13 protein-coding genes are annotated in these 13690 nt (G+C 54.8%); 11 read left to right on the top strand and 2 right to left on the bottom strand.

Annotated elements, in window-relative coordinates; translation table 11 throughout:
- Positions 1–63: 63 nt before the first annotated feature.
- On the top strand, positions 64–234 hold the full coding sequence (locus Q1L85_RS10510; protein ID WP_300424185.1) for a DUF1328 domain-containing protein: 171 nt from the start codon (positions 64–66) through the stop codon (positions 232–234).
- A gap of 31 nt (positions 235–265) precedes the next feature.
- Here the strand turns inward: Q1L85_RS10510 and dsbD are convergent, their stop codons facing one another.
- Positions 266–1984, bottom strand: coding sequence for a protein-disulfide reductase DsbD (dsbD, locus tag Q1L85_RS10505; protein WP_300424183.1), 1719 nt, complete (start codon positions 1982–1984; stop codon positions 266–268).
- Between the two features lie 11 nt (positions 1985–1995).
- Positions 1996–2964: a polyprenyl synthetase family protein gene (locus tag Q1L85_RS10500; protein ID WP_300433098.1), complete on the bottom strand. Its 969-nt coding sequence runs from the start codon at positions 2962–2964 to the stop codon at positions 1996–1998.
- A gap of 245 nt (positions 2965–3209) precedes the next feature.
- Here Q1L85_RS10500 and rplU point away from each other — a divergent pair, with 245 nt between their 5' ends.
- The 10 genes from rplU to lspA all read left to right on the top strand — a co-directional run bounded on the left by rplU (position 3210) and on the right by lspA (position 13676).
- Positions 3210–3521, top strand: coding sequence for a 50S ribosomal protein L21 (rplU, locus tag Q1L85_RS10495; protein ID WP_300424180.1), 312 nt, complete (start codon positions 3210–3212; stop codon positions 3519–3521).
- A gap of 88 nt (positions 3522–3609) precedes the next feature.
- Positions 3610–3870 (top strand): 50S ribosomal protein L27, encoded by a 261-nt coding sequence (gene rpmA / locus Q1L85_RS10490; protein WP_300424178.1) that lies wholly within the window; start codon positions 3610–3612, stop codon positions 3868–3870.
- A 79-nt stretch (positions 3871–3949) separates the two neighbouring features.
- On the top strand, positions 3950–5149 hold the full coding sequence (gene cgtA, locus Q1L85_RS10485; protein WP_300424177.1) for an Obg family GTPase CgtA: 1200 nt from the start codon (positions 3950–3952) through the stop codon (positions 5147–5149).
- Between the two features lie 12 nt (positions 5150–5161).
- Positions 5162–6301 (top strand): glutamate 5-kinase, encoded by a 1140-nt coding sequence (gene proB / locus Q1L85_RS10480; RefSeq protein WP_300424174.1) that lies wholly within the window; start codon positions 5162–5164, stop codon positions 6299–6301.
- Between the two features lie 39 nt (positions 6302–6340).
- Positions 6341–7180 carry a 3-deoxy-8-phosphooctulonate synthase gene (gene kdsA, locus Q1L85_RS10475; protein ID WP_300433097.1) on the top strand — a complete coding sequence of 280 codons (840 nt, stop codon included), beginning with the start codon at positions 6341–6343 and terminating at the stop codon, positions 7178–7180.
- 113 nt (positions 7181–7293) lie between these two features.
- Complete coding sequence (gene rpsT, locus Q1L85_RS10470) at positions 7294–7560, top strand: 30S ribosomal protein S20 (RefSeq protein WP_300427344.1); 267 nt, start codon at positions 7294–7296, stop codon at positions 7558–7560.
- A 74-nt stretch (positions 7561–7634) separates the two neighbouring features.
- Positions 7635–9197: a murein biosynthesis integral membrane protein MurJ gene (gene murJ / locus Q1L85_RS10465; RefSeq protein ID WP_300427345.1), complete on the top strand. Its 1563-nt coding sequence runs from the start codon at positions 7635–7637 to the stop codon at positions 9195–9197.
- 32 nt (positions 9198–9229) lie between these two features.
- On the top strand, positions 9230–10231 hold the full coding sequence (gene ribF / locus Q1L85_RS10460; RefSeq protein WP_307726814.1) for a bifunctional riboflavin kinase/FAD synthetase: 1002 nt from the start codon (positions 9230–9232) through the stop codon (positions 10229–10231).
- A 26-nt stretch (positions 10232–10257) separates the two neighbouring features.
- Positions 10258–13161, top strand: coding sequence for an isoleucine--tRNA ligase (gene ileS, locus Q1L85_RS10455; RefSeq protein ID WP_300427346.1), 2904 nt, complete (start codon positions 10258–10260; stop codon positions 13159–13161).
- Complete coding sequence (gene lspA, locus Q1L85_RS10450; protein WP_370314867.1) at positions 13158–13676, top strand: signal peptidase II; 519 nt, start codon at positions 13158–13160, stop codon at positions 13674–13676. Before ileS ends, lspA begins: the two co-directional genes overlap by 4 nt.
- Positions 13677–13690 lie beyond the last annotated feature (14 nt).

The raw sequence follows: 13690 nt of genomic DNA, 5'->3' as shown, positions 1-13690 counted from the left end.
GCAGGAACCGATTCACCTCTTTTTACTCCTACCGCATACATTCATAAAAGCGGGGTAACTCTTATGTTGTACTACGCAATGGTGTTTCTGGTAATCGCTCTGATTGCTGGTGTTCTGGGGTTTGGTGGTATTGCAGGCGTGTCTGTTGAGATTGCCAAAATCCTGTTTTTTGTCTTTCTGGCGCTTGTCGTTATTACGTTTGTCGCCGGACTGTTCCGACGCTCCGGCCACTGATCAGGCAAGGGTTCCGGCAATCTGCTCTGGATCAGGGGGCCGGAACCATGTCTGATGCTTCCAGCAGAAACTGTTCCTTGTCCCGTTCGCCGACACTTCGTCCGATGGTCTTCAGGCTTCCTGGCTGAAAGAACAGAATGGTCGGAGGTCCGAACACCGCCTGGTCCTGAAGGAACTGGCGCTGTTCTTCAGTGTTGTCGGTCAGGTCCAGTTGTACCCAGATGAGATGCCCGAGAGCGTCCTGAGCTTCACTGTCGGCGAAGATCTCTTCTTCCATGACTTTACAGCTGATGCACCAGTCAGCATAGAGATCCAGCATGACGGGTTTGTCCTCTGCTGCGAGGATGATCTTGTGGACTTCTGACACAGATGTCGTGTGAATAAAAGGCGTTGCGGGCTCGCTGCTGTGTGGCTCCAGAGGGTTCAGGAAGCTTTTATTTCCCTGCAGGGCGCCAGCAATGGCAATCACACCGTAGATGAAGGTCATCAGACTGATAAAGCGGATGACTTTGCCGACACCTGAGGGAGCAGGTTTCAGCGCCCCAAAGACAATGCCGGCGCTGATCGCCAGTACGCCATAGCCTCCCAGCAGCCAGGCGTCGGGCATCAGCCGCCCGATGAGCCAGAGAGCGACGCCAATCAGCATAAAGCCGAACAGGTATTTTACTTTGTCCATCCAGATGCCGGCTTTGGGCAGGACGCGTGCGCCAGTGGTACCGAGAATAATCAGAGGTGTCCCCATACCAAAGCCGAGGGCCAGTAACGCTGCCCCGCCCAGTACAGCATCACCGGTTGTGCTTAGGTAGGCCAATGCGCCTGCCAGCGGGGCGGATACGCAGGGGGACACGACGAGTGCTGACAGCACACCTATGATAAGAACGCTGCCGTAGCGCCCACCTTCCTGTTTCTGGCTCATGGTGTTCAGGCGGTTACGCAGAAACGCCGGTAGCTGAAGTTCGTACAGTCCAAACATCGACATGGCGAGCAGAACAAACAGCAGGGCAAACACCGACAGAACAGCCGGGCTCTGAATCCAGACCTGCAGGTTAGCTCCGGCACCAAGCAGCCCAACCGCGAGGCCGGCAGCCGCATAGGTGAACGCCATTCCTGTGACATACACCAGTGACAGCAGGAAGCCCCGCAACGGAGACGGGGTCTGCTGACCCAGCACGACGCTGGTCAGAATAGGGACCATCGGCAGTACGCAGGGAGTGAAGGTCAGTCCCAGTCCCAGAAGAAAGAAGAGTCCGATGACTGCGCCCGCAGAACGGCCACTGAACCAGGGGATGTCTGTGGTCTCAGGTGCATTGTCGCCAGCGGCTGAACTTTTCTCCAGAGTGATCCTGAGACGCTGAGGGGGGTAGCAGAGCCCTGCGTCCGCACACCCCTGATAGTGCAGAGTCACGTTTCCGGCATCCAGGGTGCGCGTGTCGAAGCTGACGCCCAGATCACCATAGAAAGCGATGACATCGCCAAAGGCATCATCGTATTTGGGCTTGCCTGGTGCAGACCAGAAGACAGGCTCCAGCCGGTGCTCTCCCTGTGTCAGGAAAATCCGGTGTTGATACAGATAGTAGCCGGAAGCGGTTTCCCAGTGAGCGCTGATGCTGCCCGATGCCTGAGAGTAGGTCACAGGAAAAGCCTGCTCAACGGGCAGGAATTCAGGTTCGCTCTGGGTGAGCTTGTCGAGGAGGCTGCTGTGCGACGGGAAGCTCAGTAGCAGTAGCAGAAACCAGATTCCCGTGCGCATGTTGTTCTCCGTCAGGTAGTGCGTTCAACCGCAATAGTGGCCAGAGCCATCAGGGCATCTTTCGCCGCTGACTGTGGCAGATGAGCGAGATGAGCCTGAGCCCGGTCACGACAGGCCTGCGCCTGCTGGCGTGTGTATTCGATAGATCCACAGGCATGAACAATACGCAGGACGTCGTCCATAGAATCCAGTCCGCCTTTACGGATCGCCTGGCGGATCAGCTGACTGTCTGCTTCGCTGGCGTTAGCCATCGCGTGGATCAGCGGCAGTGTTGGCTTGCCTTCGGCAAGATCATCGCCAACGTTCTTGCCCATTTCTTCGGCGTTGCCCTCATAGTCGAGAACATCATCGACCAGCTGAAACGCCATGCCAAGCTCTTTGCCATACTCTTTAAATGCGAGGCGGTCCTGGTCATTCAGCCCGAGCAGGGATGCTGCTGAGTGGGTAGAGGCCTCAAATAACATGGCTGTTTTGCCATGAATCACATCCATGTACTGCGCTTCGGTCGTATCCGGGTTTTTCACGTTGGTCAGCTGCAGTACTTCGCCTTCGGCAATCACACAGGTCGCATTCGACAGGATCTGCATCACCGGAATAGAGGCCAGCTCGACCATCATTTCGAACGCGCGGCTGTAAAGGAAGTCTCCGACCAGGACACTCGGCGCATTACCCCATCTGGCGTTTGCGGTCGGATTGCCACGGCGCATGTCGGAGGTATCCACCACGTCGTCATGTAGCAACGTTGCTGTGTGCAGAAACTCAATGACGGTGGCCAGTTTGACGGCGTCGGCATCGGCGCGTCCGAATGACTTTGCCGTCAGCAATACCAGCAGTGGGCGTATGCGTTTACCGCCGCTACTGACGATATATTCGGCGATTTTCTCAACCAGAGGAACCCGGGATTCGAGCTGCTCGTGGATCAGGCTGTCTACTGCCTGGAACTCTTCGCCTACTGTGGCCAGTACGTCTTTAATGTGCATGATTATTGAGTGCCTGCTTATTCTTGGCGCAATCGTAGGGAGCAGTGTCGCGCCTGTCAAGGAAAGGCCGGTCATACACTTGCGCATTATTTCATGCTGGGGTATAGTCTCGCGCCCCGAATTTCTGCTCCCTGCCATATGGAAACCAGAGCGTTGCCAGTAGAAGCAGGTACCCCCTTTTAAGAAGCAGCGGGATACACACTGAACAGAAACACACTGAAAAGTGTAAGCGGAGAGATACAGTTATGTACGCTGTAGTGGTCACTGGCGGTAAGCAATACCGTGTTGAAGAAGGTCAGACTCTGAAGGTTGAGAAACTGGAAGTTGCGACTGGCGAAACCGTTGAACTGGAAAAAGTTCTGCTGATCGGTAACGGCGACGATGTTAAAATCGGCGCACCGGTTGTAGAAGGCGCAAAAGTAACTGCAGAAGTGGTTAACCACGGTCGTCACAAGAAAGTGAAGATTCTGAAGTTCAAGCGTCGTAAGCACCACATGAAGCAGATGGGCCACCGTCAGTGGTTCACTGAACTGAAAATCACCAGCATTGCTGGCTAATACTGTTAATTTGAATTCCGGGGCCCGCGTGGCTGGCCAAGCCGCCGCATCCGCAGTGTTGCAGTGACCCCACAGAAGGAGAAAGACAATGGCACACAAAAAGGCTGGTGGTTCTACCAAGAACGGTCGCGATTCCGAAAGCAAACGCCTTGGTGTTAAGCTGTTCGGCGGTCAGACCGCTAAAGCAGGCGCTATCATCATTCGTCAGCGTGGTACTCGTTTCCACGCAGGTGACAATGTACGCGTTGGCCGTGACCACACTCTGTTCGCTACCGCTGAAGGCGCAGTGAAGTTCGAGGTTAAAGGTCCGAAGAACCGTAAGACTGTAAGCGTAGTTCCAGCGGCTTAATTCCGCCGGTGTATGCTGATGCGCCCTGACTGCATAGCAGTTGGGGCGTTTTTGTTTGTTTTGAAGCAGGTCTGAGACTATGAAATTCGTCGATGAAGCCCGTATCACCGTTGAAGCAGGTAAGGGCGGCAATGGCTGTGTGAGCTTCCGTCGTGAGAAATTTATCCCCAAGGGTGGCCCGGATGGTGGTGATGGAGGCGACGGCGGTTCCGTGTACCTCGAAGCCAGTGAGAACGCCAACACCCTGGTGGACTATCGCTATACGCGCCGTTTTCAGGCCGAGAACGGGCGGCCGGGCACCAGTCGCAACTGCACTGGTGCAAAAGGCAAAGATATTATTCTTCAGGTCCCGGTCGGGACGACTGCGATGGATGAAGATACCGGCGAAGTTCTGGGAGACCTGACTGCGCACGGCGAGCGTCTGATGGTTGCCCGTGGTGGCTTCCACGGGATTGGAAATACCCGCTATAAGTCCTCGACTAACCAGGCGCCGCAGCAGTTTAAGCCGGGGCAGCCGGGGGAATCCCGCAATCTTAAGCTGGAGCTTAAGGTGCTGGCAGACGTGGGTCTGTTGGGGATGCCGAATGCCGGTAAGTCGACCTTTATCCGCTCTGTCTCGGCGGCGACACCCAAAGTGGCGGACTATCCGTTTACCACTCTGGTGCCGAATCTGGGGGTGGTTTCGATTGAAGAGCATCGCAATTTCGTGATTGCAGACATTCCCGGGTTGATTGAAGGTGCGTCAGAGGGGGCCGGTCTGGGAACCCGTTTCCTCAAACATCTGGTTCGTACTCATCTGTTGCTGCATGTTGTCGATATGGCGCCGTTTGATGAGTCAGACCCTGCTGAAAAGGTGATGGCAATCAGCCGTGAGCTGGAAAATTTCTCGCCGGGGCTGGCGCTGCGTGATCGTTGGCTGGTCCTGAACAAGCTTGATATGGTGCCAGAGGACGAGCGTGAGTCCCGCTGTCAGGCGATCATCGACAAGCTTGAGTGGGATGGCCCGGTGTATCGGATAGCGGCGATCAACCGTGACGGTACGCACAAGCTTGTCTGCGACATCATGGAATACATCGAAGAGCGTCGTGAGCGCGCAATGGAAGACGAAGAGTTTGCCGAGGCGCTGCTGGCAGAACGTGAACAGGTCGAAGCCGAAGCACGTGAGCACATGGAGGCGCTGTACGAACGTCGTCGCCTCGAGCGTGAAGCCCGGAAGGCGGGTGCTGATGATGACGACGATGATCACGGTGTTGAAGTTATTTACACCCGCGGCGAGTAATCGGGGAGTGGCATGAGTCTTGAGCAGTGGCGTGCTTCGCGTCAGCGTCTGGCTGGAGCGAAGCGCTGGGTAATTAAGATTGGCAGTGCACTGCTGACGAATGACGGAACTGGCCTGAACCGCAGTGGTATGCAGAGCTGGGTTGATCAGATATCGGGACTGCTGGCTGCGGGCCATGAGGTCGTGCTGGTGTCGTCCGGGTCTGTCGCCGAGGGTATGACCCGGCTGGGTTGGAAAACCCGCCCGGAGGAAGTTCACAAGTTACAGGCTGCCGCTGCGGTGGGTCAGATGGGCTTGGTACAGGCCTATGAAACGTCTTTTGCCAGACACGACCACCGCACTGCACAGATATTACTGACGCACGACGATCTCAGTGATCGCAAGCGCTATCTGAATGCCCGTACCACGCTGCGGACCCTCCTGAGTCTGGGTGTTGTCCCTATCATCAATGAAAATGACACGGTCGTCACCGACGAGATCTGCTTTGGTGATAACGATACCCTGGGAGCGCTGGTTGCCAATCTGGTGGAGGCCGATCTGCTGGTCATTCTTACTGATCAGCAAGGGCTGTTTACCGCCGATCCAAGAAACAACCCCGATGCAGAGCTGATTTACGAGGGGCAGGCGTCTGACCCCCGTTTTGCGGCAATGGCGGGCGGCGGTGGAGCGCTTGGTCGCGGTGGCATGGTCACTAAAGTGCGTGCAGCAACACTTGCTGCGCGCTCCGGAGCTGACACTGTGATTGTTGGTGGGCGGATTGATAACGTGATTACGCGGCTGCGTGAGGGTGAGTTGCTTGGCACCCTGATGCTTGCTGACAAACAACCTGAAGCGGCGCGCAAACAGTGGATTGCCGGGCATCTCCAGACCCGTGGTGAGCTGGTGCTGGATGCTGGTGCGGTGAAAGCGCTCCGCGATGGTGGGCGTAGCCTGCTGCCGATCGGTGTGGTTGCCGTATCAGGGCAGTTCGAGCGTGGGCAGGTCGTTGCCTGTCGCGATGAAAAAGGCCATCTGGTTGCCAAAGGGCTGGTAAACTACAGCCACGAAGAGGCTGCAAAGATCCTGCGCATGCCAAGCTCTGGTCTGGAGCAGGCGCTGGGAATGGTTGCTGAACCTGAAATGATTCACAGGGATAACCTGGTGGTGCTCTGACATCAGAGTGGTTATCGGATTAACAGAAGAGAGAGAAATATGATTGAGTCGGTCAAGGTTGCCGGACTGGACGTGCGTAACGACGCACCCTTTACCCTGTTCGGTGGCATGAACGTACTGGAGAGCCGTGATCTGGCGCTGTCCATCTGCGAATACTACGTTAAGGTCACAGAGAAACTCGGTATTCCTTACGTGTTTAAAGCCTCTTTTGACAAGGCGAACCGCTCATCCATCAACTCTTATCGCGGTCCTGGCATGGACGAAGGCCTGAAGATTTTTGAAGAGATCAAGAAGACCTTTAACGTACCGGTTATCACGGATGTGCATGAACCTTATCAGGCGGCACCCGTGGCTGAAGTGGTTGACGTTATTCAGCTGCCGGCTTTCCTTGCGCGCCAGACTGACCTGGTGGTTGCCATGGCCGAGACGGGGGCTGCGATCAACGTGAAAAAGCCGCAGTTTCTCGCACCTCACGAGATGCGCCATATCATCAAGAAATTTGCTGAAGCAGGTAATGAGAAAGTGATGCTGTGTGAGCGTGGCTCATGTTTTGGCTATAACAACCTGGTGGTGGACATGCTGGGTATGGACGAAATGAAGAAGCAGGCGCCGGTTATTTTTGATGCCACGCATGCGCTGCAGCGTCCGGGTGGTCGGGCAGATTCTGCCGATGGTCGCCGCCAGCAGGCGTTCGAATTGGCCCGCTCTGGCATGGCACTGGGCATTGCCGGTCTGTTTATCGAGGCGCACCCGAATCCAGCCGAAGCCAAGTGTGACGGCCCTTGTGCGCTGCCTCTGGATAAACTCGAGCCTTATCTGGCTCAGATGAAAGCGGTTGATGATCTGATCAAATCTTTTGAGCAGGTCGTGATCGACTGAGGTTTGCGTCCCGCAGGTAAAAGGCGGGATCTCCTGTTGACAGGGCTGGTTTATATCCGGATAATTCCGGCCCTCTTAGATTTAACTGAAACCAAATTACTGAGGAGCCGACTGTGGCAAATTCTGCTGGTTCTCGTAAACGCGCCCGTCAGGCTATCAAGCGTCGTGCACGTACTATGGCACTGCGTTCAATGGTGCGTACTTATGTTAAGAAAGTGAACGCTGCTGTAGCGTCTGCTGACTACGAACAGGCTCAGGCCGCGTTTACTGCATCACAACCTTACATCGACAAATCTGTGAACAAAGGTATTCTGCACAAGAATTCTGCTGCTCGCATCAAGAGCCGTCTGAATGCTAAGGTATTCGCTCTGAAAGGTTAATCCCTGACAGGCGAAGAAAAGCCCGCTTTACGCGGGTTTTTTTGTATCTGCAGAAAGTGGAAAGGGATGCTGAAATGTCCGAAAGCCAGGCACCTCAAGTGCAGAAAACCAGTCTTCTGAGGTCGTCATCCATCGTCAGTGTGATGACGCTTCTGAGTCGTGTGCTCGGGCTTGCCCGGGATGTGATCGTGGCTCAGTATTTTGGTGCCCGTGCAGACGCATTCTTTGTCGCGTTCAAAATTCCGAATTTCTTCCGGCGCCTGTTTGCCGAAGGGGCATTTTCCGTTGCCTTTGTCCCTGTTCTGACGGAATACCGCAGCCAGCGCAGCCTTGACGAGGTCCGCCTGCTGGTGTCCCGGGTGTCCGGAATGCTTGGCATGGTGCTTCTCGCGGTCACCTGTGCTGCTATGCTCGGCGCTGATTATCTGCCCTGGATATTTTCGCCGGGATTCCGCAGTGATCCGGAGAAATTTGCCCTGACCGGTGATCTCCTGGCCATTACCTTTCCGTATCTGTTTTTTATCTCGCTGACGGCGTTCGCTTCGAGCGTGCTCAACGCATACGGACGCTTTGCGATTCCTGCGTTCACTCCGGTTATTCTGAATGTCACTCTGATCGCGGCGACGCTGTTTTTTACCGATCACTTTGTCGAGCCTCTGTACGCTCTGGCCTGGGGGGTGTTCTTTGCCGGGCTGTTCCAGATGCTGTTTCAGTTGCCATTTGTCGCTCGTCAACGCTTGCTCGTGATGCCGACAGTGAAGCGTGGGGATGAAGGTGTACAACGGATCGGAACCTTAATGGTGCCCGCGCTGTTCGGGGTCTCCGTCAGCCAGATCAACCTACTGCTCGACACTTTGCTGGCGTCATTTCTGGAAGATGGCAGTGTGAGCTGGCTGTATTATTCTGATCGCCTGAACAATCTGCCGCTGGGGGTCTTTGCGATTGCGATTGGTGTTGTGATTCTTCCGGCACTGTCCGGTAAACACGCCGACAAGGATGCTGCTGCTTTTTCTCGGACGCTCGACTGGGCAGTACGTATGGTGTTTCTGATCGCAACCCCGGCTGCACTGGCTCTGGTGCTGTTGGCGATGCCGTTGATGGCCACGATTTTCTACTACGGTGAAGTGACGGCTTACGATGTCGGCAAGATGATGCTGAGTCTGCAGGCGTATGCCGTTGGGTTGCTGGCCTTTATGATGATCAAAGTGATGGCTCCCGGTTATTACGCCCGTCAGGATACCAAAACGCCGGTCAGAATCGGGATTCAGGCGATGGCGGTTAACATGCTGCTGAATATAGCCCTGGTGTATCCGTTGCAGCATGCAGGACTGGCGCTGGCAACGTCTCTGGCGGCGTATTTCAATCTCTTCATGCTGTACCGTGGGCTGCGTAAAGCCGGTGTGTATGAGCCTCAGCCCGGCTGGTTGCGCTTCCTGGTTATTCTGGTTCTGGCGAATGCTGCCCTCAGTGCTGTTGCCGTCTGGTTGATGGGTAGTCCTGAAGCCTGGCTTGAATGGCAGGCAACGGCGCGAATCAGCTGGATGAGTCTGATCGTCGGGGCTGGAATCCTTGTCTACTTCACGGTGCTTATCCTTGCCGGTCTGCGATTGCGGCATATCCGTGGGGAGCTGTTCTAGGCCCGGTAAAGCGCTGTTACCCGGGCGTCAGGTTGGCTATAATCCGAGCCTTTATTTTTACCGGAAGTGCGGGATACCTGATGCGCCTGATTCGTGGCCTGCGTAATGTGCCTGAAGACTTTGCTGGCTGTGTAGCGACCATCGGCAACTTTGATGGGCTGCATCTCGGCCATCAGAACATTCTCGCCTCCTTGCGTGCTGCTGGTGAAGCAGAGCGCCGGCCGACGCTGGTCATGTTGTTTGAACCTCAGCCGAAAGAGTTTTTTGCTCCGGATTCTGCACCGGCCCGGTTGGCGAATTTCCGCGAAAAGTTTCTTGATCTGCGTGAGGCGGGTGTCGATTACCTGCTCTGTCTTCCTTTCAATGAAGCTCTGCGCAGTATGACTGCGAATGATTTTATTCAGCAGATTCTGGTTGATGCCCTGAAGGTTAAGCACCTGATTGTCGGCGATGATTTCCGGTTTGGTTGCGACCGCTCAGGGGATTACGCGGCACTGCAGGCGGCCGGAGAGCACTCCGGGTTTATTGTTGAAGATACGCCAACGCACCTGATCTCCGGAGAACGGGTCAGCAGCACCCGGGTCCGTGATGTGCTGTCACAGGGTGACCTGGTGGCCGCTGCCAGTCTGTTGGGGCGTCCTTACCGCATGAGTGGCCGCGTTGCCTATGGTCGCCAGCTTGGGCGCACCCTCGATACTCCCACTGCTAATGTTCTGATTAAGCGCCGCCATCTGCCGATGAGTGGTGTCTTTGCGGTACATGTGAATGTCGACAGTACGGGTGATGAATACGTGGGTGTGGCTAACCTGGGTGTCAAGCCAACCATTGCAGGCACCCCGGAGCCGTCTCTTGAAGTGCATCTGTTTGGTTTTAAAGGCAACCTGTATGGTCAGCATCTCGATGTTGAGCTGCTGCACCGTATCCGTGATGAAAAGAAATTCTCCGGTCTGGATGAACTCCGGGCCGCGATTAATGCCGATAAAGTGGCAGCGCAACAGTATTTCGCTGCACGACCGGATTCTTTCCGATTCTGAATTATTAGAAAAAGTGACCAATCTCTATGAACGATAAAGTGGAAAGCCAATACAAAGCGACACTCAACCTGCCCGATACCGAGTTTCCGATGCGCGGCAACCTGGCGAAGCGTGAGCCTGAAATGCTCGCCCGCTGGGAAGAGATTGGTCTGTATCGCAAAGTTCGTGAGGCTCGTGCCGGTCGCGACAAATTCATTCTGCATGATGGTCCTCCGTACGCTAACGGCAACATTCACATTGGTCACGCCGTTAACAAAATTCTGAAAGATGTGATCATCAAGTCGCAGACTCTGAGTGGCAAAGATGCGCCGTACATTCCGGGCTGGGATTGTCATGGCCTGCCGATTGAACTCAAAGTGGAAGCTCAGGTCGGGAAAGTTGGCGAAAAGGTCACCGCCAGTGAATTCCGCAAGCATTGCCGCGAATATGCTGCCGAGCAGGTCGATGGTCAGCGCCGCGACTTTAAGCGCCTGATGGTGTTAGGTGATTGGGAAAACCCCTATCTGACGATGGATTATAAGTTCGAAGCGGACATCATCCGTACGTTAGGCAAAATCATCGACGCGGGTCATCTGCACAAGGGCTTTAAACCTGTGAACTGGTGCTCTGACTGTGGTTCAGCTCTGGCTGAGGCGGAAGTGGAATACCAGGACAAAAAGTCCATCGCGATTGATGTGAAGTTTGCTTTCCGTGACAGCGCGGCATTGGTACAGGCGTTCGGCGCAGATTCCTCTGTCGCAGAAAAAACCATCAGCATCGTGATCTGGACGACTACGCCATGGACACTGCCAGCTAACGAAGCTGTGTCGGTTCATCCTGAGCTTGAATATTCTCTGGTTCTGCTCAAAGAAGCCGATGAAGTTCTGGTTCTGGCAACAGATCTGGTTGATGACGCTGCGCAACGTTATGGACTGGGTGCCGATGACTATGAGGTGCTGGCTTCAGCACGCGGAAAAGTATTCGGCCAGTTGCCTGAACAGAGTGCCGCCCCGTTTGTTGTAAAACACCCGTTTATGCAGGCACAGGGCGCAGATAAATTTGTGCCGGTAATTACCGGTGAACACGTTACCGCAGATTCTGGTACCGGCGCAGTTCACACCGCACCTATGCATGGTGTGGATGACTATCAGGTGTCCAACGTTTATGGCATTAAATCAGAAGAAATGCTGGTCGATTCACAGGGTAACTTTATTGCTAATCCAGTTCTCGAAGCGCTGGAGCTGACCGGCCTGAGCACGGCGGATAAAGGCAATTTCCGTGTGCTTGGCATTCTTAACGAGCGCGGCGCGCTGGTGAAAAAAGCCAATATCACGCATAGCTATCCGCATTGCTGGCGTCATAAGTCGCCGATTATTTTCCGTGCGACCCCACAGTGGTTTATCAGCATGAACCAGGCAGGGCTGCTTGAGCAGGCGATGAATGAGGTTGAGAACACCGTTGAATGGCGTCCTTCCTGGGGTAAAGCCCGTATTGAAGGCATGATGAAAGATCGTCCGGACTGGTGTATCTCCCGTCAGCGTACCTGGGGTGTGCCGATCGCTCTGTTCGTTCACAAGGAAACCGCTGAACTGCATCCGCGTACTCCGGAGCTGATTGCGCAGGTTGCTGAGCGTGTCGAGCAGGCGGGTATTGATGCCTGGTTTGACCTCGACGCGGCCGAACTGCTGGGTGACGAAGCGGCGCAGTACGATAAAGTCGTGGATACGTTGGACGTCTGGTTTGATTCGGGCGTGACCCATACCGCAGTATGCATGGCCCGTGATGAACTGGAGATGCCGGCGGATCTCTACCTGGAAGGCTCAGATCAGCATCGCGGCTGGTTCCAGTCGTCTCTGCTGACCAGTGTCGCTGCCTATGGTAAGGCACCGTATAAAACAGCACTGACACACGGCTTCACAGTTGATGGTCAGGGCCGCAAGATGTCAAAGTCGATCGGAAACACCGTCGAACCCCAGAAAGTGATTAATCAGCTTGGTGGTGACATCCTGCGCTGGTGGGTTGCCGATACCGATTACTCGGGTGAGATGACCGTCTCTGACGAAATTCTCAAGCGTAATGCCGACGCGTATCGCCGTGTGCGTAATACCTGTCGCTTCCTGCTGGCCAACATTAATGGATTCAATCCGGCAACCGATATGGTCGCAGCGGAAGAGCTGTTGCCTCTGGACGCCTGGATGGTCGACTACACCGCGCGTCTGCAGGACAAAGTCATTGCCTTGTATCAGCGTTATGACCTGAAAACTCTGACGAAAACACTGATGAACTTCTGTGTCGCAGAGCTGGGTGCTTTCTATCTGGATGTGATCAAAGATCGTCAGTACACCTGTAAGGCTGATGGCCTGCCACGGCGCAGCGCACAGACTGCGCTCTACCACGTTGCTGAAGCGATGGCACGTTGGATTGCTCCTGTGCTCTCTTTCACTGCTGAAGAAATCTGGGATGCTCTGCCATCACCGGTCGGTGCTGCCCGCGAAGAATCGGTGCAACTGGCGGAGTGGTACACCGGCTTCCCGGCGCTTGCGGCTTCAGACTTTAACGATGCTTACTGGCGCTCCATCATGGAAGCGAAAGAAGCTGTTAACGGCGCGTTAGAAAAAGCCCGTAACGACAAGCGTATTGGGGCATCACTCGGTGCCGAGGTCACTCTGTATGCAGCGGACGCACTCAAAGATCGTCTGGAGCGCCTGGGTGATGAGCTGCGTTTTGTTCTTATTACCTCGAAAGCACAGGTAAAAGGCCTGGCTGAAGAGGGCGGTGAAGCGACCGAGCTGGACGGGCTGCGAGTGACTGTGACAGCCTCCGAAGATGAAAAGTGCGAGCGATGCTGGCACCACAGCGATACTCTGGGTCAGAACGTACAGCACCCGACGCTGTGTGGCCGATGTGTCGAAAACGTAGAGGGTGACGGCGAAGTCCGTCATTTCGCATGATGACTGAGGTTAATGGACGATCTCCACTGGTCTGGTTGTGGCTCGCAGTGCTGGCGGTCGTACTGGATCAGGTTACCAAGATTGCCGCAGAATATTTCCTGACTTACGCGCAACCCGTATACCTGTTGCCCGTTCTGGATTTCACGCTGCTGTACAATCGGGGAGCAGCTTTCAGTTTCCTGGCAGATCAGGAAGGTTGGCAACGTTGGTTCTTTACTGCCGTTTCAACCGGCGTGTCGGTTATGTTGATTGTGTGGTTGAAACGACTACCACGGGGATCTGTGTGGCTGCCTGTCGCGCTGACGCTGATTCTTGGCGGTGCTATTGGTAATCTGATCGACCGTATTGCTTATGGGCATGTGGTCGACTTTATATCTGTGCATTGGGGTAACAGCTATTTTCCGGCGTTTAATATTGCCGACTCAGCGATTACGTTGGGCGCAATTATGATGGCTCTGGATGTACTCCGTGAGATAAAAGAAGAGCGGAACAAAGCCAGCTCTTCGTCAGAATGAATTTAACAGGGGTT

Origin of the sequence: uncultured Thalassolituus sp., from assembly GCF_950066645.1 — a bacterium.
GTDB lineage: Bacteria > Pseudomonadota > Gammaproteobacteria > Pseudomonadales > Oceanobacteraceae > Thalassolituus.
Note: the sequence above shows the minus strand (reverse complement) of the source record. Positions and strands in the feature narration are given on the sequence as shown.

Bases quoted from the DNA above. Each gene is read 5' to 3' on its own strand.
- proB (WP_300424174.1), top strand. From the start codon at position 5,162: ATGAGTCTTGAGCAGTGGCGTGCTTCGCGTCAGCGTCTGGCTGGAGCG.
- dsbD (WP_300424183.1), bottom strand. From the start codon at position 1,984: ATGCGCACGGGAATCTGGTTTCTGCTACTGCTACTGAGCTTCCCGTCG.
- ileS (WP_300427346.1), top strand. From the start codon at position 10,258: ATGAACGATAAAGTGGAAAGCCAATACAAAGCGACACTCAACCTGCCC.
- murJ (WP_300427345.1), top strand. From the start codon at position 7,635: ATGTCCGAAAGCCAGGCACCTCAAGTGCAGAAAACCAGTCTTCTGAGG.
- rplU (WP_300424180.1), top strand. From the start codon at position 3,210: ATGTACGCTGTAGTGGTCACTGGCGGTAAGCAATACCGTGTTGAAGAA.
- kdsA (WP_300433097.1), top strand. From the start codon at position 6,341: ATGATTGAGTCGGTCAAGGTTGCCGGACTGGACGTGCGTAACGACGCA.
- Q1L85_RS10500 (WP_300433098.1), bottom strand. From the start codon at position 2,964: ATGCACATTAAAGACGTACTGGCCACAGTAGGCGAAGAGTTCCAGGCA.
- rpmA (WP_300424178.1), top strand. From the start codon at position 3,610: ATGGCACACAAAAAGGCTGGTGGTTCTACCAAGAACGGTCGCGATTCC.
- cgtA (WP_300424177.1), top strand. From the start codon at position 3,950: ATGAAATTCGTCGATGAAGCCCGTATCACCGTTGAAGCAGGTAAGGGC.
- lspA (WP_370314867.1), top strand. From the start codon at position 13,158: ATGATGACTGAGGTTAATGGACGATCTCCACTGGTCTGGTTGTGGCTC.
- Q1L85_RS10510 (WP_300424185.1), top strand. From the start codon at position 64: ATGTTGTACTACGCAATGGTGTTTCTGGTAATCGCTCTGATTGCTGGT.